This is a genomic window from Duganella hordei (assembly GCF_040369125.1).
Lineage (GTDB): Bacteria > Pseudomonadota > Gammaproteobacteria > Burkholderiales > Burkholderiaceae_D > Rugamonas > Rugamonas hordei.
Genome location: NZ_BPWI01000003.1, coordinates 568,671 through 591,616, shown reverse-complemented (window position 1 = coordinate 591,616; position 22,946 = coordinate 568,671). Strand labels below are relative to the sequence as shown.

The 22,946-nt window shown below is 63.9% G+C and carries 19 protein-coding genes; 5 read left to right on the top strand and 14 right to left on the bottom strand.

Annotated features, from left to right (window positions below; translation table 11 throughout):
* Positions 1-262: 262 nt before the first annotated feature.
* Entirely contained in the window at positions 263-1,639 is a 1,377-nt protein-coding gene (locus tag ABWW33_RS10740) for an MFS transporter (protein ID WP_353401408.1), read from the bottom strand.
* A gap of 103 nt (positions 1,640-1,742) precedes the next feature.
* Positions 1,743-3,083 carry a GH1 family beta-glucosidase gene (locus tag ABWW33_RS10735; RefSeq protein WP_176656064.1) on the bottom strand — a complete coding sequence of 447 codons (1,341 nt, stop codon included), beginning with the start codon at positions 3,081-3,083 and terminating at the stop codon, positions 1,743-1,745.
* A gap of 232 nt (positions 3,084-3,315) precedes the next feature.
* Here ABWW33_RS10735 and trmB point away from each other — a divergent pair, with 232 nt between their 5' ends.
* Positions 3,316-3,996: a tRNA (guanosine(46)-N7)-methyltransferase TrmB gene (trmB, locus tag ABWW33_RS10730; protein ID WP_176656065.1), complete on the top strand. Its 681-nt coding sequence runs from the start codon at positions 3,316-3,318 to the stop codon at positions 3,994-3,996.
* Here the strand turns inward: trmB and ABWW33_RS10725 are convergent, their stop codons facing one another.
* Genes ABWW33_RS10725 through ABWW33_RS10710 form a run of 4 tightly spaced genes read right to left on the bottom strand, consistent with a single transcriptional unit; the run spans position 3,997 to position 7,948 of the window.
* Positions 3,997-4,719 (bottom strand): transporter substrate-binding domain-containing protein, encoded by a 723-nt coding sequence (locus ABWW33_RS10725; protein ID WP_353401406.1) that lies wholly within the window; start codon positions 4,717-4,719, stop codon positions 3,997-3,999.
* Complete coding sequence (locus ABWW33_RS10720; protein ID WP_353401404.1) at positions 4,716-5,225, bottom strand: hypothetical protein; 510 nt, start codon at positions 5,223-5,225, stop codon at positions 4,716-4,718. The genes ABWW33_RS10725 and ABWW33_RS10720 overlap by 4 nt, the downstream gene beginning before the upstream one ends.
* A gap of 30 nt (positions 5,226-5,255) precedes the next feature.
* Positions 5,256-7,040 carry an amidohydrolase gene (locus ABWW33_RS10715; protein WP_353401402.1) on the bottom strand — a complete coding sequence of 595 codons (1,785 nt, stop codon included), beginning with the start codon at positions 7,038-7,040 and terminating at the stop codon, positions 5,256-5,258.
* Between the two features lie 11 nt (positions 7,041-7,051).
* Positions 7,052-7,948 carry a DMT family transporter gene (locus ABWW33_RS10710; protein WP_353401400.1) on the bottom strand — a complete coding sequence of 299 codons (897 nt, stop codon included), beginning with the start codon at positions 7,946-7,948 and terminating at the stop codon, positions 7,052-7,054.
* A gap of 103 nt (positions 7,949-8,051) precedes the next feature.
* Between ABWW33_RS10710 and ABWW33_RS10705 the strand changes: the two genes are divergently transcribed.
* Positions 8,052-8,975, top strand: a complete 924-nt coding sequence (locus tag ABWW33_RS10705; RefSeq protein WP_353401398.1) for an AraC family transcriptional regulator — start codon at positions 8,052-8,054, stop codon at positions 8,973-8,975.
* Here the strand turns inward: ABWW33_RS10705 and ABWW33_RS10700 are convergent.
* Both ABWW33_RS10700 and ABWW33_RS10695 read right to left on the bottom strand, forming a co-directional pair.
* The gene (locus tag ABWW33_RS10700; RefSeq protein ID WP_353401396.1) at positions 8,965-9,477 is read right to left on the bottom strand and encodes a DUF1993 domain-containing protein; all 513 of its coding nucleotides are present in this window, start codon (positions 9,475-9,477) and stop codon (positions 8,965-8,967) included. The two genes, ABWW33_RS10705 and ABWW33_RS10700, sit on opposite strands and share 11 nt — an antisense overlap.
* Position 9,478: 1 nt before the next feature.
* On the bottom strand, positions 9,479-9,700 hold the full coding sequence (locus ABWW33_RS10695; protein WP_353401394.1) for a response regulator transcription factor: 222 nt from the start codon (positions 9,698-9,700) through the stop codon (positions 9,479-9,481).
* Between the two features lie 634 nt (positions 9,701-10,334).
* Between ABWW33_RS10695 and ABWW33_RS10690 the strand changes: the two genes are divergently transcribed.
* The gene (locus tag ABWW33_RS10690) at positions 10,335-10,538 is read left to right on the top strand and encodes a DUF6572 domain-containing protein (protein WP_353401392.1); all 204 of its coding nucleotides are present in this window, start codon (positions 10,335-10,337) and stop codon (positions 10,536-10,538) included.
* Positions 10,539-10,642: 104 nt separating this feature from the next.
* Here ABWW33_RS10690 and recQ read toward each other — a convergent pair whose 3' ends face one another.
* From recQ to ABWW33_RS10675, 3 genes are all read right to left on the bottom strand, one after another.
* On the bottom strand, positions 10,643-12,466 hold the full coding sequence (recQ, locus tag ABWW33_RS10685; RefSeq protein ID WP_176652167.1) for a DNA helicase RecQ: 1,824 nt from the start codon (positions 12,464-12,466) through the stop codon (positions 10,643-10,645).
* Positions 12,467-12,495: 29 nt separating this feature from the next.
* A complete protein-coding gene (locus ABWW33_RS10680; protein WP_176652168.1) occupies positions 12,496-13,332 on the bottom strand; it encodes an undecaprenyl-diphosphate phosphatase in 837 nt (278 codons plus the stop codon).
* A gap of 193 nt (positions 13,333-13,525) precedes the next feature.
* Entirely contained in the window at positions 13,526-15,625 is a 2,100-nt protein-coding gene (locus tag ABWW33_RS10675) for a hypothetical protein (protein ID WP_353401390.1), read from the bottom strand.
* A gap of 271 nt (positions 15,626-15,896) precedes the next feature.
* Between ABWW33_RS10675 and ABWW33_RS10670 the strand changes: the two genes are divergently transcribed.
* On the top strand, positions 15,897-16,175 hold the full coding sequence (locus tag ABWW33_RS10670) for a hypothetical protein (RefSeq protein ID WP_353401388.1): 279 nt from the start codon (positions 15,897-15,899) through the stop codon (positions 16,173-16,175).
* A gap of 117 nt (positions 16,176-16,292) precedes the next feature.
* On the opposite strand, the gene ABWW33_RS10665 is transcribed toward ABWW33_RS10670, so the two are convergent.
* The 3 genes from ABWW33_RS10665 to ABWW33_RS10655 all read right to left on the bottom strand — a co-directional run bounded on the left by ABWW33_RS10665 (position 16,293) and on the right by ABWW33_RS10655 (position 21,855).
* The gene (locus ABWW33_RS10665) at positions 16,293-18,695 is read right to left on the bottom strand and encodes a TonB-dependent receptor (RefSeq protein ID WP_176652171.1); all 2,403 of its coding nucleotides are present in this window, start codon (positions 18,693-18,695) and stop codon (positions 16,293-16,295) included.
* 111 nt (positions 18,696-18,806) lie between these two features.
* Complete coding sequence (locus ABWW33_RS10660) at positions 18,807-21,002, bottom strand: glycoside hydrolase family 88 protein (RefSeq protein WP_176652172.1); 2,196 nt, start codon at positions 21,000-21,002, stop codon at positions 18,807-18,809.
* Positions 21,003-21,039: 37 nt separating this feature from the next.
* The gene (locus ABWW33_RS10655; RefSeq protein ID WP_176652173.1) at positions 21,040-21,855 is read right to left on the bottom strand and encodes an NAD-dependent epimerase/dehydratase family protein; all 816 of its coding nucleotides are present in this window, start codon (positions 21,853-21,855) and stop codon (positions 21,040-21,042) included.
* Between the two features lie 87 nt (positions 21,856-21,942).
* Here ABWW33_RS10655 and ABWW33_RS10650 point away from each other — a divergent pair, with 87 nt between their 5' ends.
* Positions 21,943-22,935: a LacI family DNA-binding transcriptional regulator gene (locus ABWW33_RS10650; protein WP_353401384.1), complete on the top strand. Its 993-nt coding sequence runs from the start codon at positions 21,943-21,945 to the stop codon at positions 22,933-22,935.
* Positions 22,936-22,946 lie beyond the last annotated feature (11 nt).

The window sequence follows — 22,946 nt, the reverse complement described above, 5'->3', positions numbered from 1 at the left end:
CCTCGAACTCAATGTCTATCGACCCGACCGGAAATTCGATCGGGTCACCAAAGCAAAACCGCAACGCTATCCTGAACGGAGGCTCAGGAAATCCTTAACTTAACGGCATTAGGGTCAGATCCGACATTTGGACACGAGCTCTGCCGTAACGGCTGTTACGGCAGAGCTCGTGTCCAAATGTCGGATCTGACCCCGGATTTTAGGATGTAAAAAGGGCCGGCGTTTTTGGCGCCGGCCCTTTGTGATGCCTGGTTGTTTGGTTTTAGTCTTTGTGATGGAACGGTGCGAACCAGGTGACCAGGAACGATGGAATCGTCGCCGCCATCACCAGCCAGAAGTAGTGCACATAGCCCAGCGCCTGCTGCAGGTGGCCGCTGACGACGCCGGTCACCATCATGCACAAGCCCATCAGGCCGGTGCCGAAGGCATAGTGCGTGGTCGTGTATTTGCCCGGCGCCAGCTGCTGCATCAGGTAGATCATGAAACCGACCGAACCGAAACCGAAGAAGAACTTTTCAACCGCCACGCCGGCGCTGATGATCAGCAGGTCATGCGGCTGGTAGATGCTCATCAGCAGGAAGGTCACGTTCGGGATATTCACCGCGCAGCACAGGATGAACAAGGTGGCCGGCAGGCCGCGGCGGGCGACGAATATCCCGCCCAGCAAGGATCCCACCAGCACTGCGATCAAGCCGTAGGTGCCGTAGATCAGGCCCAGCATCTCGTTCGACAGTCCCAGGCCGCCTTTGGCCACCGGGTCCACCATGAAGAAGGGACCGATCTTTTCCAGCAGGCCGATACTGAGGCGGAACACGAACGCAAACGCCACCATCAGCCACACGTCGCGCTTCTGGAAGAAGGTGACGAAGGAATCCTTGAGGATGAAGGCCGCTTCGGCCACCGACGACGGCGCGTTCTCGGCCTTGGCGCCGTCCGGCATCACGCGCATGTGCCACAGCGCGGTGACGATGGTGATGGCGGCGACGATGAAGAAGATGATGCGCCAGGAATCGATCCACTCCGGCCCGAACACGCCGGCCTGGTGATGGAAGTAGTGCGTGTGCAGCCAGCCGCTCAGGTACACCATGCCGCCGGAGGCGACGATGGGGCCGACGTTCCAGCTCAGGCTCTGGATGCCGCAGAACAGCGACTGCGTCTTGCTGTCCAGCGAGGTGACGTAGACGCCGTCGGAGGCGATGTCCTGCGTCGCGCCGACCAGCGACAGTATCCCGAACAGGAACACCATGATGACCATGTAGTCGGGCAGCGACATCGCCAGCGCCACGCCGGCAAAGCCGACGCCGACGATCATCTGCGCGCACAGCACGAAGAACTTCTTGGTGCGGTACATTTCGACGAAGGGCGCGAACAGCGGCTTGATGGTGTAGGCCAGGATCAGGTAGCTGGCGTACTGCGCGGCCTGGCCGTTGTCCATGCCCAGGTTTTTGAACATGATGGAGGTGACGCTGGTGAGCATCATGTAGGTCAGCGCCATGGCGAAGTAGCCGCTGGGGACCCACAGCATCGGCGTGCCGCGCGCGAACATGGCGCGCAACAGCGACGGCGGTTGGCCTGGTGGTAGCGTCGATGCGGAGTCGGCTTGCTGCTCCTGCGGCACGGCGGATGGTGCGGTTTGCATGGTGTCGTCCTCGTTGTTCTCGTCAGAGTTTATAGCACCAGGCTCTGCGGCCTGTAGAAAGGAAAACGCCGGCGCGGACGCCGGCGGTGATGATGCGCCTGATTTAGGCGGCGTGCGCGCTGCGCTGCGGACGCTGCGCGATCAGGTAGTCGCGGTACCAGTGTGCGCTGTGCTTCAGCGTGCGCTTCTGTGTCGCGTAGTCCACGTGGACGATGCCGAAGCGCTTGGCGTAGCCCGAGTTCCATTCGAAGTTGTCGAGCAAGCTCCACAGGAAGTAGCCCTGGATGTCGACGCCCTGCAGGCGCGCGTCGTTCAACGCCTTCAGGTGGCGCTGGACGAAATCGATGCGCGCCTCGTCCGGGATCTCGCCGTCGACGATGACGTCCGGATTGGCCATGCCGTTCTCGGTGATGTAGATCGGCGGCAGGTCGTACTCGGCGTTCAGCTTGAGCAGCAGCTCGGTCAGGCCGTCCGGGTAGATTTCCCAGCCCATGTCGGTCTTGCCCAGCTTGCACTCCGGCTGGCGCGGCGGCGTCTCGGTGCTGCACCAGGCGCGGAAGTAGTAGTTCACGCCGAGGAAGTCGATCTTGTGCTGGATGTCCTTGAAGTCGTTCTCGTGGATCTCCGGCGCGTTGTCGCCGTGGACCTTGAGCGCCAGCTCGGGATATTTGCCCTTGAAGATGGGATCCATGAACCACTGCACCGAGCGCGCATATTCGAACTCCGCGGCGGCGATGTCGGCCGCGCTGTCGGTGGCCGGGTCGGCGGTCCACTGGTTGAGCACGATGCCCAGCTGCGCCGAGCTGCCGACGGCGCGCATCGCCTGCATCGCCAGTCCGTGCGACAGCAGCAGGTGGTGCGATACCTGGATCGACTGCTTCAGGTCGGCCACGCCGGGCGCGAACTGCGCGTTGCCGTAGCCCAGGTTGGCGGTGCACCACGGCTCGTTGTGCGTTGCAATCGTTTTCAGGCGATTGCCGAAACGGCGCGCCACTTCGCCAGCATATTCGGCGAAGCGGTACGCGGTTTCGCGGTTCAGCCAGCCGCCGTCTTCCTGCAGGCCCTGCGGCAGATCCCAGTGGTACAAGGTGACGTGGGCGTCGATGCCCTTGCTTTCCAGTTCGGTCAGCAGCTTGTCGTAGAAGGCGAAACCGGCTTCGTTCCAGGCGCCTTTGCCCTGCGGCTGCACGCGCGCCCAGGCCATCGAGAAGCGGTAGGCGTCCACGCCCAGGCCGGACATGATGGCCACGTCTTCCGGATAGCGGTGGTAATGGTCGCAGGCGACGTCGCCGTTGCTGCCGTCGATGACCTTGCCCGGTGTGTGGCTGAAGGTGTCCCAGATCGATGGACCCTTGCCGTCGGCGGTGGCGCCGCCTTCAATTTGGAATGCGCTGGTGGCAACGCCCCAGGTGAACGAGGGTGGGAATTGCGTGAAATCGGTCATTTTCTTATCGTTTTAACAGGATTGACGGGGCGGGAAGGCATTGCGACGTTTGAAAACGATTTCACACCTCCATTCTCGATTAGACATCAACTAAAACGGGGTGTCAATCTTTTGCTGAAGCGGGAGCTGGCGTGGAGCGACTGCGCAGTACCGCTGTATAATGCTGCCTCAATATTCAGCCATCCCTCATCCCATGTCTTCCGATACTCCTAAAGACGGCCCAGCGCGGCCGATGCTCTACGACCCGACCGAACACCGCATCCGCAGCTTCGTCACCCGCGCCGGCCGCCTGTCGACCGCGCAAGCGCGCGCGCTGGAAGAGTTGAGCCCGAAGTTCATGATCGAGTACGCCAAGGCGCCGCTGGACTATGAAAAGACCTTCGGCCGCAAGGCGCCGGTGGTGCTGGAGATCGGCTTCGGCATGGGTGGCACGACGGCGCACATCGCCGGCGTGATGCCGGAGAAGGACTTCATCGGCGTCGAGGTGCACACGCCCGGCGTGGGCAGCCTGCTCAAGCTGATCGAAGAACAGGGCCTGACCAACCTGAAGGCCATCCAACACGATGCGGTGGAAGTGCTGAACCAGATGATTCCGGACGGCTCGCTGCACGGCGTGCATATCTACTTCCCGGACCCGTGGCACAAGGCTCGCCACAACAAGCGCCGCCTGATCCAGGCGCCGTTCGTCAAACTGCTGGTGCAGAAGCTGGCCGTGGGCGGCTACCTGCATTGCGCCACCGACTGGGAAGACTATGCGGTGCAGATGCTGGAAGTGCTGGGCGCCGAAGAGGGCCTGCAGAACACCGCCGACGGCTATGCGCCGCAGCCGGCCTATCGTCCGCTGACCAAGTTTGAAAACCGCGGCATCAAGCTGGGCCACGGCGTATGGGACCTGGTCTTCACCAAAAAGTAATCAGCGTCGCTGTTTCAGGATGGCGGCGTTGAGCCGCCTGAACACATCGTCCGGCACCGACAGACTGCACCACAAGCGGCGCTCGTGGCCTTTGTACAGGTCCGAGAAGTAGATGCGCTGGTAGTTCGACGCCGGATAGCCGGAGGCCTTGATCGCCTCCGCCGCCTCCTCGTCCGTGATGAAGAAGTAATCGATGCTGTGCTTGCGCAGCATATCCAGCATTTGCACGGTGTCCGCCGTGGTGCTGGCCGGCTGCGTCTTGTAGCGGATCAGCGCACGGTCTATCGTCGGGCCGTAGGAGACGCCTTGCTTCACCATCGCGCGCAGGCGCTTGTCGCCCAGCGTGTCTTTCAGCGGCTCCTCATCCTTCATGGCCGGATTGCCGACCCAGGTCAGCGCGAACGGCCGCTTGTCCTCGTACACCACTTCCGTGAATTTTCCGATGCGCTCACGCTCCGGTGTTTGCAGCCAGCTCACCATGCAGGCCGGCGCCTCGTTCGCCTGCAGCAGCACGATCTGCTGCTTGGCCGGCGTCTGGCGGACTTCGTAGGGAATGCCGGCGGCGGCCAGCGCCGCGATGGCGGGCTTGGCGACAAAGCCGGTCAACTGGCCGCGCGAGTCGGCATACTGCAGCGGCGGGCTCTGGATATAGTGCAGCATCAGCGGCTGCCCTGTCCCCGCCGTTGCCACCGCCGCCGCCAGTATCAGCGCCGCGGGCATCATCGCTCCAGCGGTTCCATGTCCAGCACGACCACATAGGCCAGGCGGCTGTTCTGCCACACTCCGCCGCCGCGCACCTGCGCGTCGCAGGTGGTGACCTGGCCTTCGATCTCCTTGCGCTTCAGGTGTTCGCGGAAGGCCACCGACGCTTTCGGCGACAGATAGCCCGTCATGCGCCCGCCGAGGAACACCGCGACGGCGGCGCCCTCGTAGGGATTGGCGTCGTCAGGCACCAGCGTGGCGACGTACGGCACGGCCGCGCCCTGGTCGCCATGCTCGCCGGCCAAGGCCTTCAGCGCGGGCTGGTAACGCGATTCATTGACCACTTCAACCAGGAAGCGGCCGTCGTCGGACCAGTGCAGCGCGGCCGGGCCTTCAGGCAGCTTCGGCTCGTACGGCGTGGCGGGGCGCGCCGGCAGCGGCATAGGCTTGGCCGGATTGGTCTTGATGATCGCGTAGACCACCAAGCCGGTGACGGCAATGATCAGCAGGGAGATGACGAGTTCCATGGCGTGGTGTTTTATCTAAAGGCCGACATCTTACCGCATGCCCTTGGCCTGATAGACGATTTTGCCGCCCACGACAGTCTGCAGCACCTTGATGTTGGCGATGTCCTCGGCCGGGATGGTGAAGAAGTTACGATCCAGGACGATCATGTCCGCCAGCTTGCCCACCTCCAGCGATCCGGTCAGCGCTTCCTGGCGCAGCGTGTAGGCCGCGTTTAGCGTGATCGCGCGCAGCACCTCGGCGCGCGGCATACCGGGCTGCGACGTCAGCGTGCCGGCATATTCCTTGCCGGCGTCCGGCGCGGCGGTGCGGGTCACGCCGACCTTCAGCGCGAACCATTCGTCCAGCGGATCGACCGGCCAGTCGCTGCCGTAGGCGATGCGCGCGCCGGCCTTGCGCAGCAGCTCCTGCGGCTCGACGATGGCGTAGCGCGCGGGGCCCATGTAGTCCTTCAGTGCGCCGACCGTGTCGGGTGCCGGCTTCCCCCATTGGAAGGACAGCACCGGCGTCACATCCAGTTTGGCGAAACGCGCATAGTCGGACGGAGCGACGATTTCGTCGTGTGCCAGCACCGGCCGGACGTTCTTGCCGGCGGGCGTGGTGCGCAGGTATTCGATGGCGTCCAGCGATTCGCGCACGGCGCGGTCGCCGTCGACGTGGATGTGCGGATCGATATGGGCGTTGGCCAATTCGGTCAGCGTGGTTTTCAGCGCCTCTTGCGAGAAGTAGCTGGCGGGGCCGGTGCTGGCGCCGGGTTGCCAGTCCGGCTTCTCCGGCGTGCCCTTGTTCACGAGGTAGGGCTGCAGCATGGCGCCGGTGAAGGCGGGAGCGGAGATCACGCCATCCATGAACAGCTTGGCGTGACGCACCTGCATCGACGGCGCCACCACGGTCTGGCCCTGGTCGAACTGCTTTTGCTGCTTCAGCAGCTCGGCGACGGCGCTTTGCGGCGTGGCGCCTTTATCCAGGTCGATCAGCACGGCGAAGTGCGCGCGCGCCGTCAGCTTGCCCTGCTTGTGCAGGTCGGCGAAGGCGGTCATCGTCTCGGGATCGGTGTAGGCGTCGAGGAAGGTGGTGATGCCCTGCTTGCGCATCGCCGCCAGCGCGGCGCTGGAGGCTTGCAGGTTTTCTGCCACTGTCAGCGGCGGCAGCAGGTTCATCGCCATGTCCTGGGCGGCGTCTTCGAGCAGGCCGGTGGCATCGCCCTTGGCATCGCGGGTGATCTTGCCGCCGGCGGGATCGGCCGTGTCGCGCGTGATGCCCGCCACCTTGATGCCCCTGGAGTTCAGCAGCGACGAGTGGCCGAACGACGAGCGCACGATCACCGGACGGTCGGTCTTCAGCGCATCGAGCGTGGCGGCGGTGGTTTCCACGCCATCGGGCAGCATACCCTGCTGGAACCAGTTGACGACCACCATCCAGCTGTCGGCGCCGGCTTTCTTTTCCTTGTCCAGGCAGGCCTGGATGCGCGACTGGAACTGCGGCACCGTCAGGTTCTCGTAATTCAGGCTGCATTTGAGCAGGCGGCTGCCGCCCGATTGCGGATGCATGTGGCCGTCGACCAGACCGGGCATCAGCATGCGTCCGTGCAGGTCGATCACCTTGGTGGACTTGCCGGTCAGCGCTTTGGCGCCGGCGTCGTCGCCGACGTAGACGATGCGGCCGGCGCGCACGGCCAGCGCCTGCTGCACGCTGTCCTTGGCATCGACGGTGTAGACGTAGCCGTTGCGGTAGACGGTATCGGCCGGCGACTCCGCGGCAAAGACCATGGTTGAAAACGTCAGCGCGAGTGCCGAGAAATAGCCGTACCTGTTCATGCAATCTCCTGTTATGCGGCCTCCATCACTTTGGCGCGCGGCGCCATGGGCAGGAAGGCCAGCAGGTTACCCGCCAGTACCAGCGCCAGCCCGGCCAGCGCCGTCGGCGTCCAGTGGTAGCCCTCGTATATCGTTGAGATGGTCAGTGCCACGATGGGGAATAATACCGTGGAATAGGCCGCGCGGTCCGAGCCGATGCGGCCCACCAGCAGCAGGTAGGCGGTGAAGCCGATCACCGAGCCGGGTATCGCCAGGTACAGCAGGGCGCCGACGTAGCGCGCGTTCGGCTCCAGCGCGAACGGCATGCCCAGCGCGAAGGCGGCGATGCCCAGCGTGGTCGAGCCGATCAGCATGGCCCAGGTGTTGGTCAGCCACGGCGTCAGGCCCAGCGACTGCATGCGGCTCGACAGCAGGTTCCCGCAGGAGAAGCACAACGTGCCGCCCAGGGTCAGCGCGAGGCCCATCATCACCTTGCTGTCGTTCCAGTGGCCGGCCATCTGCGGCGCGAACAGCAGCACGATGCCGGTCAGGCCGAGCAGGGCGCCCATCATCACCTGGCGGCGTATCGGCCGGCCGAGGAAGATGCGGCCGTTGATCGCGTTCCACAGCGGCGCGGTCGAGAACACCACCGCTTCCAGGCCGCTGGTGATCCACTGGCTGGCATAGTAGAAGCACAGGAAGTTCAGGCAGAACAACGCGATGCCCTGGGCGAACAGGTAGCGCCAGGCCTGGCGCGGCGGCCACCATGGCTTGCGGGTGACGAGCAGGAATCCCATCAGCACGGCGGCGGCCAGCCAGAAACGGTAGGCGATCGACACCGGCGCGGGCACCACGCCGAGCTGGAAGGTGATGGCGATCCAGGTGGTACCCCAGATCAGGACGGTGAGCAGGTAGAGGAAGATATTCATGTTGCCAGCATGCCGCGTGCGCGGCGCGGCCACTTGTCTGGAATTGCGCATTTCCGCGGGGCGCCAGCGGAGGAGGGCGGCTCCATGTTAGACTTTATGCATCATGCCACCCCGTCCCGATTCCAGCCCTGCCACCCTGTCCCGCGCGCCGGAAGGGCTGATTTCGCACGCTGTGTTCCGCACCATGTCGGAAACCGATGCGCAGCTGGAGCGCTTTGCCTGGCTGGGCGACGACCTGGCGCTGGCCATCTGGCGCCGCGACACCGAGGTGGCCGAGACCAGCTACAGCAAGCCCGGTCACCACACGCTGTCCTACTACATGGGCGGCGGCTACCGCACCGAGCGCGACGAGCTGCCCGGTTTGTACGGCGCGCCGAAGCGGCTTTGCACCCTGCCGGACTGGCACGAATCCAGCTGGACGGTGCGCGGGCCGCTGCGCTTCCTGCACGTCTACTTCCTGCCCGAGCATTTCACGCGCCGCGCCGTGGTGGAGCTGGACCGCGAACCGCGCGAGGTGACGCTGGCGGACCGCACCTACTTTGAACACGATCGTATCGGCCCGCTGTGCGCCGCGCTGGCGGCGATGCCGTGGGACGGCCCGGACGCGCAGTTGCGCGCCAACGAGGTGACGCACGAGACGCTGAGCCATCTGCTGCTGTCGCAGTCGATGCCGCAGCACCAGCAGCGCGTGCGCGGCGGATTGGCGCCGGTGGTGCGCCGGCGCCTGGCCGATTACATCGAGGCGCACCTGGCGCAGAACATCTCGCTGGGCATGCTGGCGCAACTGGCGTGCATGTCGGAATACCATCTGGCGCGGATGTTCAGGATTTCGTTCGGCATGCCGCCGTCGGCATGGATCGCGGCGCGGCGCGTGGAGCATGCGCGCATGCTGTTGAAGACCACCGACCAGCCCTTGCAGCAGATCGCCGATGCCTGCGGCTACGCGGACCTGAGCCACTTCAGCCACCGCTTCCGCGACAGCATCGGCGCGCCTCCCAGCCGCTACCGCAGCATCGTCATGGCGTAGGGCGCTCGAACGAGAAGCCCGGCGCGTACAGGTGGTAGCCGTCGAAGTCCTGCTTGCCGATGGCCGCACCCTGGCTGCGGGCGATGGCATACACCATGCTGAAGTGGAAGTAGAAGTTCGGCAGGATGTACAGGTTCAGGTATTCGTCGCCAGGCAGCGCGATGTCGGCGAAGCCGGCGCGGTCGCGGCACAGGCGTTCGGCCGAGCCTTCAAAGCGCTCCGGTGGAATCGCGGCGATATGGTCCATCGTATCGTCGACCTGCCGGGCCAGCGCGGCAAAGGATGGTTCACCGCCGTCGAAGCTCACCGTGTCGAGTCCCGCCAGCGGACAGCAGCCGCGCAGCGCGAAGTTGGCGGTGGCGCGCACGTGCGAGGCAAACGGCAGCATGTCCTCGTGCAGGCGGGCTGCCAGTACGTCGCTGCCGCTGGCCTCGATCTTTTGCAGCATGCCGCGCAATTGCAGGAGCGAGTGATTGAAAATGACGGTCGGGCTTATCGGCATATTATTGCGATCTAAAATTGAAACCCGATTTTAATCCCAACGCTGCGGTCAAGCGCAGCAACCCCGCCTGATTGTTGACGCCGAGCCGCTGTTTGATGTCGGCCCGGTGCGCCGCGACAGTTTTTTCGCTCAACGCCAGCATGTTGGCGATATCCTTCGTCCCCCAGTTGTCCGCCATGAGTATCAGTATCTCGACCTGCCGCAGGTCAGCGTTGTGGAACATGTAGGCCAGATATTCAGGGGACCAATCCTAATACCTGAGTACGAGAATACTACCGAGTACGATACTAGTTCGTCGGGGGGGCGGCCCTGCTCACGCACAGCGATTAATCGCGAATGATCCTGCTGGGCAGGTTACGCAAAAGATCCAGAATTAGTATTTTTACGAATAACGACTGACTATGGATGAACAGGCACAAATGGAAAAATTAGTAAATGGAGGCGTTGCTTCGCTGTGGTCGAGGTGGTCGATCGACTTACCCCCTGCATGTTTTGAGCGAAACGAAGATGGTTCTTGGTCCGCTTGGGGGGCAGATTGGACGTTGGACGTATCGATAGTAGATACGTCTGGGGACGCATCAGGGAAACCCGTGAGCGCTCTCCAACTACTCGGGGCTGTTGATCCATTGTCTGAAATTTCGGGTCAAGGTTGGATCGGAGCGAAGAGTATGTTTGACGAGACTGTGGATGGTAAGAGAATTTTTCGACTGTCCGGGAAATTATGTTCTGAAAATACGGTATTGTTGGGCATGGTTTCTTTTTTTAGAACGGATCAATTGGAATTTGCGGATTCCATTTTGAGAAAGGTCCGGCACGTCGATGTTGCCGAGACTTCGTGATGACGGAAAGGTGACGGCATGCGCCGCGCCGAACTGGTGGAAAAACAAATGACAATAGAGCATTCTGAAATTATCGATCTATTTCATATTGACGCTACAACTTCCGAAGCGATTTTGACAATTACTGATCACTTAGAATGGGGGGCAGGGCATGAGCATCTTTTTTTATTTAAAAATAAACTGAATAGCTATTTGCGATTTATTGAAAGCGGTCAGAGATAAGCAGGATCGAATCGTTCAAAGGCATTCGGGTGCCCGGTAAAGGATTCACATTCTTCCCTGAGGATGCGCCGGATTGAGTCCGTCCGCCGCTGTCGAAAGCCTGATTACTCCATCTCGCTGATCATGGCGACGATCTCGTCGCCGTAGGATGCCAGCTTCTTCTCGCCGACGCCGGAAATGCCGCGCAGGTCGGACAAGGTGGTCGGCCGCGCCTTGGCGATCTCGCGCAGCGTGGCGTCGTTGAAGATGATGTAGGCCGCGACGTCGTGGGCGCGCGCCGTCTCCACCCGCCACCAGCGCAGCTTGTCGAAGATGGCCTGCTCGCGCGGCGACAGATCGCTCTCCACATAGCCCTTCGCCGCCCGGCTCGGGCTCTTTTGCTTGACCGGCTTCTGGTACTGCCGCAGCTGCACCTTCTGCCCACCCTTCAACACCGGGCGCGCGGCGTCGGTCAGCTTGAGCGAGCTGTATTGTTCATGGTCGACCGTCACCAGCCCGAGCGCGATCACCTGGCGCAGGATCGCGCGCCATTCGGCTTCGGTGCGGTCGGCGCCGATGCCGAATACCGACAGCGAATCGTGATGCCAGGTCTTGATGCGGTCCGTCTCGACGCCGCGCAGCACCTCGATCACATGGCCGGCCGCGAAGCGCTGGTCGACGCGGTACACCGCCGACAGCAGCTTCTGCACCGGCACCGTGCCGTCGAAGGACACCGGCGGGATCAGACAGGTGTCGCAATTGCCGCAAGGACCGGAGCTTTCGCCGAAGTAGTCCAGCAGGCGCACGCGCCGGCAGCTCAACGTTTCGCACAGGCCCAGCATCGCGTCGAGCTTGTTGCCCAGCACGCGCTTGAAGGTCTCGTCGGCTTCCGATTCGTCGATCATCCGGCGCTGCAGCACCACGTCCTGCAGGCCGTATGCCATCCACGCGCTGGACGGATCGCCGTCGCGGCCCGCGCGGCCGGTCTCCTGGTAGTAGCCCTCGATGCTCTTGGGCAGGTCCAGGTGGCAGACGAAGCGCACGTTGGGTTTGTCGATGCCCATGCCGAAGGCGATGGTGGCGCACATGACGATGTTCTCTTCGCGCAGGAATTTGGCCTGGTTGGCGGCGCGCTTGGCGTGGTCCATGCCGGCGTGGTAGGCCATCGCGCGCACGCCGTTCTCGTTGAGGAACTCGGCGGTCTCCTCGACCTTCTTGCGCGAGAGGCAGTAGACGATGCCGCAGTCGCCGCCATGTTCGGTGGTGATGAAGTCCAGCAGCTGCTTGCGGCCGTTGGCCTTCTCGACGATCTGGTAGCGGATGTTGGGCCGGTCGAACGAGGACACGAACTGCATCGCGTCGCCCAGCTGCAGGCGGTGGACGATCTCGGCGCGGGTCTGCGGGTCTGCGGTGGCGGTCAGCGCGATGCGCGGCACGTTGGGGAACTGCTCGTGCAGCACCGACAGCTTGATGTATTCCGGCCGGAAGTCGTGACCCCATTGCGATACGCAGTGCGCCTCGTCGATGGCGAACAGCGCGATCTTCGACGCCTGGAACAGGTTCAGGCAGCGTTCCGTCATCAGCCGCTCGGGCGCCACGTAGACCAGGTCAATCTCGCCGGTGCGCACCAGCCGCTCGATGCGGCTCGCTTCCTCGTAGGTCTGGGTCGAGTTCAGGAAGGCCGCGCGCACGCCCACCTCGGCCAGCGCGTCGACCTGGTCCTGCATCAGCGCGATCAGCGGCGAGATGACCACGCCGACGCCGTCGCGCACCAGCGCCGGGATCTGGTAGCACAGCGACTTGCCGCCGCCGGTGGGCATCAGGACCAGCGCGTCGCCGCCACCGCTGACGTGGCCGACGATCTCCGCCTGGTGGCCGCGGAAGGCTGGGTAGCCGAACACGGTCTGCAGCAGGTGAAGGGCGCGCTCGTTATTTTCCTGATGACTCATTTCTACTACTCGCTTCTACTGCAAAGGTGTTAGTCGGCCCAGACGATGACGCCGGTGTAGCCGGTGACCAGTACCATCAGGCCGAAGGCGATGCGGTACCAGGCAAACGCGGTGAAGGTGTGCGAGCTGATATAGCGCAGCAGCCAGCGCACGCACAGGAAGGCCGAGATGAACGCGGCCACGGTGCCGATCGAGAACAGCGGCAGGTCGGAGGCCGACAGCAGCGCGCGTTCCTTGTACAGCGAATACACGGTGGCGCCCAGCAGCGTCGGAATCGCCAGGAAGAACGAGAACTCGGTGGCCACCTTGCGCGACAGGCCGAAGATCATGCTGCCCATGATGGTGGCGCCGGAGCGGCTGGTGCCCGGGATCAGCGCGAACGCCTGGGCGATGCCGATCTTGATGGCGTCCATCGGCGTGATGTCGTCGACAGAATTGATGCGGGCCATGGCCGGATTGGCCTTTTCGCGCTTTTCCACCCACAGGATGACGAAGCCGCCGACGATGAAGGCCAGCGCCACCGGCACCGGCGCGAACAGCACGGCCTTGATTGCCTTGTTGAACAGCACCCCCAGCACGGCGGCCGGCAGGAAGGCGATCAGCACATTGAGCGCGAAGCGCTGCTGTTTCGGGTCGCCCAGGCCGGTCAGCACGGCGGCGATGCGGGCGCGGTATTCCCAGCAGACGGCGAAAATGGCGCCGGCCTGGATAACGATCTCGAACACTTTCATCTTTTCTTCCATGCCATGGAAGCCCAGCAGGTGCTCCGCCAGGATCAGGTGGCCGGTGGAGGAAATCGGCAGAAATTCCGTGAAGCCTTCTACCAGGCCCATGATCAGGGCTTTGAGTGCGAGAACGATATCCATGAATTAAGTATTTACGCGTGGAAGTTGACGGGAGTGATGCTGCCGCAGGGGCGCCGGGGTCGAAGCTTACCATGTTCGCGGCGTCCGATTCTGAATCTGACTCAAGCGTAATGCGGTTTTATGCGCCGAGGCAAAAAAAACGCCCCGGGAAGGGGCGTTGTGAGGAGCTATTTGTTGCAGGGGATGCCGGCGCTTACCAGTTGGCCAGCAGCGTGTACTTGCCGTTGGTGGCGCCGGTGCCGCCGCTGTAGTAGATCACCTTGGCGTACAGCGTGCCCGCCGTGCCGTAGCTGACGCTGTCGGCCTGGCCCGCGCCCTTGACGCTGGACGCCACCTTGGTGCCGCTGCTGTTGTACAGCTCCAGGTCGTAGTCCGAGCTGGCGTTCGGGGTCATGGTCACGGTCAGCGTTTTACCGGCCGGCAGCACGACCTTGTAGTAGTCCACATCGGTCGAGGCGCTGAACGTGCCGTTGACCGTGGTGCCGGCCGTGGTCAGCGCTTGCGCGGTGGCGGTGGTGTTGTTGCTTTCCACTTCGGCGATGGTCGGGCCGCCGGGTACCGACGACAGGATGTTCTGCGCTTCAAACTTGGCCTGGAAGGTGTTGGCGTAGCTCAGGTCCGAAGGGAACAGCGTCTTGGCCGCGTTGACGATGGCGGTGGCCATGGCCGGCATCTTGACGTTGCTGCCCAGGCCGAAGTGCGCTTCCAGGATGATCTGGTCGATGTTCGAGCGCGGCTTGCCGGCGGCGATCAGCGCCACCATGGCCTGGTACAGCGGCGCCGACCACAATTCGTCCGACTGGAACGTCACGCCGCCTTCGGTCACCGACTGGTGCGCGGAGTAGGTCTTGCTGGCGTTGTACTTGGCGTCGGTGCGGTTCAGCATGCGGCCGGCCCAGCAGGCGCCGTGGCCGTCCCAGCTGAATGCCCATTCCGGATGGTAGATCTTGCCATTGGGGGTGCTGTAGGAGTACGACGCGGCCCAGTAGTCGCCGAAGCCTTCGCCCATGGCGCCGGTGTCGCCGCCGGTCCAGCTGGAGTCGATGTTGGCCTGGATGCCATGGCCGTATTCGTGCAGGATCACGTCGGCGTCTTCGCTGTCGTTCACGCAGCCGTGGCCGAAGGCCAGGTAGTCCGAGCCGGCCGCGCCGCCGCTGTAGTGTGAGTTGTCGTCGCCGTTGACGCCGTCGGTGTCGACGTCCAGCGGACGGTTGATGATGGACTTGGTGCCGGTGAAGCCGAGCGACTGGATGTAGCGTTGGCTCCGGTCCAGGTGGAAGTAGACGTTGGTGTCGTCGAACGCGTTGTTGCCGCGCTTGGCCGTCCATACGCCGTTGGTGGTGGTGCTCGGCGCGGTGGCCGGCGCTTCGATGTTCTTGATGTTGACGAACGGGCCGCTCAGCTTGTAGACACCGGAGGTCACCGTCAGGTCGCGCAGCGTCTTGGTCGAGTAGGCGGCGTCGAAGGCGGAAGCGGCCGAAGTGTCGGTCAGCGCGTCGGTGTTGAGCACCGTGCGCGGATCCGGATCGAAGGCATAGCCGGAACCGTTGATGCCGGAGGCCACGGTTTGCGCGGCCGCCGCGGTGTGCCCGCCCTGGCGGCTCACGGAGCGGGTGGCGGCGCTGCGGTCGAGCACAGGGCCGCCGACGTTGGCGCGCGCGGCCAGCGAGCGCTCGCCCTTGCGCGGCAGCGAGGTGGTGTAGGAATCGATGACGGTGCCGTCATGCGCGTTCAGGTACTGGACGAAGCCGCCGGTCGGCATCTGCGCCTCGATGGTCACCTTGCGCGCCAGTTGCACGCCGTCCTTGGTCGGCACCCACACCAGCTCGGTGCCCGGCGCGGCCACCAGCGGATGCTGCACCTTCATGTTGTTCCAGCCCAGGTCCAGTGCCTGCTCTTCGCTGATCTGCGACTTGTTGTACAGCTGGTTGACGGCGTTGGCGTCGACCTTGTCGGAGATGTAGCGGGTTTCATTGAAAATCTTTTGCAGCTGGCCGTTCTTGCCGATGGAGACGATGATCTCGGCGCGGTCGACCGGCAGGCCGCGCAGCATCTGCTGATAGTGGTAGTGCTTGCCGGTGATGGATTCCTGCACCTTGACCAAGGTCAGGTTGTTCAGCGAGGCTGGCAGGCCGAAGCGCTCGGCGTTCTGGCGCAGCACGTCGTCGGGCGAGGTGGCGGCGGTGGCCGAGAACAGGGTGAGGTTGTCGACCGAGTAGCTGCCGGCGTGCGCGGTGCCCGCGTAAGCCAGGACGATCAGGGATGCAAGTAATGGGCGGGCGAATTGGCGCATGCTGCAGGGACTCCTATCAATATTGGTTTATTCGGTATGCGAGCCGATGTCCGGCTGGTGCTGAGCGACTGGTGCCCGACGAGTATAGCCATGCCTTTTTGCCATTTGTAAAATCAGGCCTTTTTAGACATTTTGCGGCGCTCTGTTAAAAATGAGACATGGCGGCCGCCCGCGCGCGGCGCTAAGATGGGGCGTAAAAATCTCACGAAAGGCGTGTATGTACCGATTGATTTCCCTCCTTCCAGTGGTTGCGTTGGCCTCTGGCTGCGCCATGGCGCAAGCGCCCAAGCCCGTCGAGGACGTGGAACCGGAGGTGACCAGGGAGGTGGCCGCGGCTATCGCGAAGCAAGCCGCCGGTCCGGAGGCCGACGGCGCCGCGCTGGTGCGCGCCTGCCCGGCCGCGCCGCCGCTGGAACTGCTGAAGCGCAGCGTCGACGGCGAGGAGCGCACCTATGTCTACCGCGCCCGCTGCGGCAGCGCGCTGCTGGTCACCGCCACCTACGGCAAAAACCGCGCGATCAAGCGCCTGCAGGTGACGCCGGAAAAATAAAAAAAGCCCCCTGGCCGCGCATAGGGGAGGCGGACAGGGGGCGAAAAACCGGTGGCTGCTGTGCGGCCGCAAGCCGGTAAGAGGGAGATGCGAGGTGATGCCTGTGCTACTAAACTCTTAGAACGTCATGTCCAGGCGGGCGCCGAAGTAACGCTGGAAGTCGCGCGGCGGCAGCCACTCGGTGGTGTTGACCACCAGCGGCGTGTTGGGCGCCTTGCTGCTCCAGTTGCTGTTGGCGTAGCCGTTGTTCAGGCCGGCCGCGTAGCGCTTGTCGAACAGGTTGTTGACCAGGAAGGTGAACTTGTAGCGGTCCTGCTTGTCCTTCACGCCGACGCTCAGGTTGGTGATGCTGTAGGCCCCCTGGACCGTCATCGGATCCTGGCTCAGCGAGAACTGCGTGCGGCTCTGGTAGCGCGTGGTGGCCGCGACGAAGCCGTTGAAGCTCTGCGACGGCAGCACCACGTCATACTGGCCGCCCAGGTTGACCTTGATCTTGGGCGCGTTCGGCAGCGTCTTGCCGGCCAGATTCTGCACATTGGTGTTGTTGTACTTCGGGCTGTTGGCGCAGCCCGGTCCCGGCACGGTGCCGGTGCCGGTGGCGTTCAGCACGTTGTAGCACGGGCCGTTCTCGAACGATTGCACGGTCGCCTCGGTGTAGGCGAAGCTGCCGTTCAGCTGCAGCTCGCGGGTCACGCGGATGCTGCCCTCGACTTCCACGCCCTGGGTGCGCAGGCCGCCGATGCTGTTCAAGCCGGTGCGGTAGGTGCCGTCGGCGTCGAAGAAGCTCGACGATTGCTGGAAGTTCTTGAAGTTGGTGCGGAACAGCGCCGCGCTGAACATCGCGCGGTTGTCCAGCAGGCTTTGCTTCAAGCCGATCTCGTAGCTGCGCGCGGTTTCCGGCTTGACGGCCGGCAGCTTGGCGGTGGCGGCGGTGAAGCCCGACGTCAGGTCGTAGGCCACGCCCTTGTGGCCGGTCGAGGCCATGCCGTAGACCATGCTGTCCTTGTTGATGCGGTGCTCCAGGCCCAGCTTGCCGGTGAAGCTCTTGTCGTTGTCTTCCTTGTGATAGAACTCGGTCTGCGCGAACGACTGCGGCGGCACCGTGTAGCGGCGGAAGTTATAGCCGGTGTCTTCGTCGTTGTAGCGGCCGCCCAGGATCAGGCTGGTGTTCGGCACGAAATCCCACGAACCCTGGCCGTAGATGGCCTTGCTGATGTTCCACGCGTCGGCGCCGTACGAGGTGCCGTAGGCCTGGATCAGCGGCGCCTTGGTCAGCTCGCGGTTGAGCCAGTTCTTGCCGTACCACAGGCCGGCCACGTAGCGCACCGCGCCCTTGTCCGGCGAGGTCAGGCGCAATTCCTGGGTGGTCGAATGGACGTCGAACGAGCCATACTGGAACAGGCCGCCGTGCATGCCGGTCGGCTTGCCGTTCGGCAGCAGCAGGAAGGGCAGGATGTCGACGTCGGTGTTGTCGTTGTCCTGGTAGTCGTCCATGTGGTAGCGGCTGTAGGACGAGATCGAGCTCAGCGTGTGACCGGCCAGCGGACCGTTCGGATCGAAGGCCCAGTCCAGCTTGACGCCGGTGCCCACGTCATGGAACTTGCCGCCGGTCGGGTAGTCGTTGCGCACGTCGCGGTTGCCCGGGCCGATGTTGATGCCGGCCAGCACCAGCGAGACCGGCAGCTGCGGCGCGTTGCGGTAGATGCCTCCCGGCGACATGTAGCTGTAGGCGCTCGAGCAGCAGAACTTCTCGGTGCGGTTGTAGTGCGGCGTCAGCGTGACGGTCAATTGGTCGATCGGCGTCCACTCCAGCTTGCCGCTGAGGTTGTCGCCCTTGCTGCCGTTCAGGTGGCCGCCGGTGGTCAGGTCGTTCAGGGTGCCCTGGTAGCTGGTCTTGCTGGCCGCCAGGCGCATGCGCAGGTTGTCGGACACGGAGCCGCTGACGCTGAAGCCGCCGCGCCATTCATGGTCGTCGGTGATGTAGGTGCTGACGTTGGTCTTGATCGGGCCGCCGATCGGCTTGGTGGTGATGTTCAGCGCGCCGGCGATCGAGCTCTTGCCGAACAAGGTCGATTGCGGGCCCTTCAGCACTTCGATGCGGTAGACGTCGGCCAGGTCCTTGAACGCGCCGGCCTGCATGCCGAGCGGGATATCGTCGACGATGACCGACACGTCGGCCTCGACGCCGATGCCCAGCGAGAAGGTGCCGATGCCGCGCATATTGATGCTGAAGTTGCCCGGCTGCGTGCCGTAGGACAGCGTCAGCGCCGGCGACAGCGACGGGATGTCTTCCAGGTCGCGCACGTTGGAGCGCTGCAGCACGGCGTCGCCCAGCACGGTGATCGAGGCCGGCACGTCCTGCAGGTTTTGTGCGCGCTTGTTGGCGGTGACGACGACGGATTCGAGCTTGCCGCTGTCGACGGGCGTGGCCTGCTGGGCGGAAGCGGTGTGGGCTGCTGCCAGCAGGGCGAGTGCCACTGCGGCCGTGATGGGCCGCAGCGTCGGTAAGGATGATTGCATGATGTCTCCAGAAATATTATTAAGTACTATTAAACTGCTTTGTGGAAGCGCTACCATTCAGGCTTAAAAAATACGCCGGCGGGCGCGCGGACCGCCGGCGGTGATGCAGAACTATTTCAAGCTGACCTTCAACGGCGCCTTCAGCTTCTGCGCGTAGTTGCGGACATAGGCTTGCCAGGCGGCGCCGTCGGCGAAGTCGCCGCTCTTGCTCCAGCCGGCGCCGAAGTAATAGACGAAGGGCTTGCCCGGCTGCGCGGTACCGAGCGTCAGCTGCTGCTTGTCGGCGACGGCGAAGCCGCTGGCGCCGGCCGGCAGGATCACGCCGCAGCCGGTGGTGCCGTCTTCGCCGTGCTGCGGCTCCCAGTAACTGGCCCAGCCGCCGGCTGCGTCGGTGACGTATTCGCCCGGCTGGTCGCGCTGGACGATGCCGACGCCGACCGTCAGCGGGCCCTTGCCGGTGGCGGTGTACTTGCTTTCCACGCGGGTCATGTTGGAGCCGGCGTCGATCGAGTAGCGCTTCACTTCCGACACCATGCGGCCGCTGCCCGCGTCCCACTTGCCGAAACTGAGTTCGAACACGGAGCGCAGCGGGCCGTCCGCCAGCACCTTCCAGCTCTGGTAGTTGGACGAGTTGTGCAGCGCATTGTCGGTATAGACGGTGGTGCCGCCGCAGCCGCGGTTCTGGCCCACGTGGTAGTAGTCCAGGCCTTCGCCGTGGTCCTTGTGATATTCGCCGTTCTTGTACCATTTATCGACCACCGGGTAGCGCACCTTCTTGACCCAGACGTCGACGCCGCTGCTGATCAGGTGTTCCTTCGGATCGTTGATGATGGACGGGCCGTAGACGCGATGGACGATGCGGTCGCTCTCCCAGGCGAAATCGTCGAGGCGCTCCGGCACGAAGCGGGCGTGCGTCTTGACGTCGGCCGGCGGCACGGCGGCAAGGCGCTCGGCCGGCAGCACCAGGTAGCGGTGCGTGTCGCCGGCGGGCAGGTTGACCGAGAACAGCAGCTGCTTGCCGATCACTTGCGAATTGAGGATGGCGGAGGTGGAGGCGTCCATCACCACGGGGGCTTTGAGACCCGATCCCAGCGCCACTTCCACCAGCTCGTCGCCGCGCAGACCGTCGGTGCCGTTGGTTACGGTGACCGTCTGCGGCTTGGCCTTGTCCAGCACCGCCATGCGATACACCTCGCTGCCGGCCAGCAGGAAGCCGCCGACGCCATAGACTTCGGTGGCGCTGTCGTCGAAGACCTTCGGCGCCAAGCCGATAGGCTGCACGTGGGTCAGCTTGCCGTCGGCCTGCACGTTGGCCACCAGCGCGGTCCAGGCTTTCTGCACCGCCGGCTTGTAGGCCTTGGCGTCCAGCAGGCCTTGGTTGACGCCCCAGGCGAAGGCGTAGGCATACAGCGCCGAGCCGCTCGATTCCTTCATCGGGTAGCTGTCCGGATCGAGCAGGCTGGCGCGCCACAGACCATCGGCCTGCTGCAGCTTCAGCAGCCGTGCCGACATATCCTGGTACTGCTGGACGAAGCGCGGACGGTCCGGATGGTTGACCGGCAGGTACTGCAGCATGCGCACCAGGCCTCCCATCACCCAGCCGTTGCCGCGTCCCCAGTAGACCTTCTTGCCGTTGGCCTCGCGCTTGTCGAAGTAGTTCGAGTCGCGGAAGTACAGGTGCTCTTCCTTGTCGTACAGGTAGTCCGAGGTGACCCACCATTCGCTGACGGCGAAGTCCAGGTAGCGCTGGTCGCCGGTGACGGCCCACAGGCGCAGCCAGGTCGGCGGGCCCATGAACAGCGCGTCGCACCACGACCAGCGTTCCTGGTTGCCCTTGACGGTGAACTCCAGCGTGCCGCTGCGGCGGTTGGCCAGGATGTCGTCGAAGCTGGCGCGCATCGGCGCGATCATCTTCCGGTCGCGCAGCTGCAGATACAGTTCGGCGTAGGTCTGGCCGATGATGTGGTCGTCCGCGTGGTAGTGGTTGGGACCGAGCTTCCATTCGTTCTTTTCGCCGACGGCGATCATGGCGTCGCGGTATTTGCGGTCGCCCGAGATGCCCACCAGGGCCATGAAACCGGTATCGCCCACCGCCTGCGTCCAGTCGTCGATGCGGTGCTTGCTGGGGTTGGCCAGCTGCCAGTCGGCCACGCGCTCCATCGCGTTCAGCACCGCCTTCGGATTGATGGCGGCCGACGGCGCGGCCGCTTCGGTGGTTGGCGCTTCGGCGGCAAATGATGGCATTGCGGGCAGTGCGGCCGCCGTGAAGGCGGCCAGCACGGCGGCGTGCAGATAGGTTGGTTTCATGTGGGCGTCTCGTTTATATTTTTTTGAGGGTGCGGCGTTATTTGTACATCGGTCCCGCGGTGACGAACGGGCCGCCCTGGTAGACGGTCGGCGCGTCGTCCTTGGCCGGATAGTCGGCGTTGTTCGGGAAGCTGGCGGCGAATTCGCTGGAGCTGTGCTTCGGCGCGTAACCCAGGTGCGAGGCGTGCTTGTTGTCCCACCACTTGGTCGGATTGTCCGAGGTGCCGAAGGTGATCGTGTGGCCGACGCGCGGCGTGAACAGCGAGCAGCGGATCAGTTCCACCAGGTCGTCGTAGGCCAGGTAGGTCACCATCATGCGCGAGTTTTTAGGCTCGGGGAACGAGGAACCGATGCGCAGGCAGACGGTCTCGGTGCCGAAGCGGTCGTAGTAGTAACGCGACAGCGCCTCGCCGAAGGCTTTCGACACACCGTAAAAGCCGTCCGGGCGCAGCGGCATGCTGGCGTCGACCAGCTGCGTGGTCTCGTAGAAGCCGACCACGTGGCTGGAGCTGGCGTAGATCACGCGCTTGACGCCGCATTTGTGCACCGCCTCGTACAGGTGGTGCAGGCCGAGGATGTTGGCGTTCATGATAGGCTCGAACTTGTCTTCGACCGAAATGCCGCCGAAATGCAGTACCGCGTCCACGCCTTCCATCATTTTCAGGACGGCGTCGCGGTCGCCCAGGTCGCCGATGACGATTTCCTCGCCCTCGGCCGCCGGGCCGAGATCCTTGACGTCGTTCAGGCGGACGACATCGGCCCATGCCTTGGCGCGCTCGCGCAGGACGGTGCCCAGGCCGCCGCCGGCGCCGGTCAGGAGTATGCGTTTGAATGGTTTTACACTAGAAGTCATGGCTTGCTTTTATATGGTTGAGGAGTTAGGCTTGGTTAAACGTTTAATCAGCAGTATAACGAAAATATTTTCAAGGTCAATCGCTTCATGAAAAAACCTATCCCCACGATCCGCGATGTTGCAGCCGCCGCAGGCGTCTCCACGGCCACGGTGTCCAAGTTCGTCAACGGCGCGCAGCGGTTTTCGCCGGCGGTCGAGGCGACGATGACGCAGGTGATCGCCGATCTGGGATACCGTTCGAATCCGCTGGCGCGCTCGATGATCACCGGCCGCACCATGAGCATCGGCCTGTCGGTGCTGGACGTGGGCAACCCCCACTTCACCGGCGTCGTCAAGGGCGCCAACCGGGTGGCGCAGGCCCACGGCTACACGCTGCTGCTGGTCGACACCGAGGAAAACCCGGACCGCGAGCGTCCCTTGCTGGAGGCGCTGAGCCGCCGCGTGGACGGCATGATCGTCATTTCGCGCATCCCCGAGGCGGAGATGGACTGGATCGTCGCGCTGGAAAAGCCACTGGTGTTCTTCGGCCGGCTGGCCACGCGCGACCTGCCGTGGGTGGCTGGCGACGACCATCGCGGCGCCTGCATGCTGACGCGCCACCTGATCGCGCTGGGCCACAAGAAGGTCGCCTATCTGGGCTTCTCGAAATCGCGCCGCGACGAGGAGCGGCTGGCCGGCATCCGCGAATGCCTTGCCGCGCAAGGGCTGCAGCTGACCGTGTACGACGGCGCCGCGCCGTCGTCGGAGGAGGGAGAGCGCATGTGCTCCTCGATCATGCTGGGCTCGGGGCACCCTGATGCGCTGATCTGCTACAACGACTTGATGGCGCTCGGCTTCATGAAGGCCGCGCAGACGCTGGGCTTCCGCCTGCCGGTCGACATTTCGGTGGCTGGCTTCGACAATATCCGCTTCGGTAACTACACATCGCCGCCGCTGACCACCGTCGACCTGCAAAGCGAGCGCCTGGGCGCGGCGGCGATGGAGCAGTTGATCGCGCAGATCCGCGGCGAGCCGGCCGGCTTCAGCCTGATCGAACCGCAGCTGATACTGCGCGGCTCCACGCAGAACCGCAACGGCTGAACCGGTTTTTT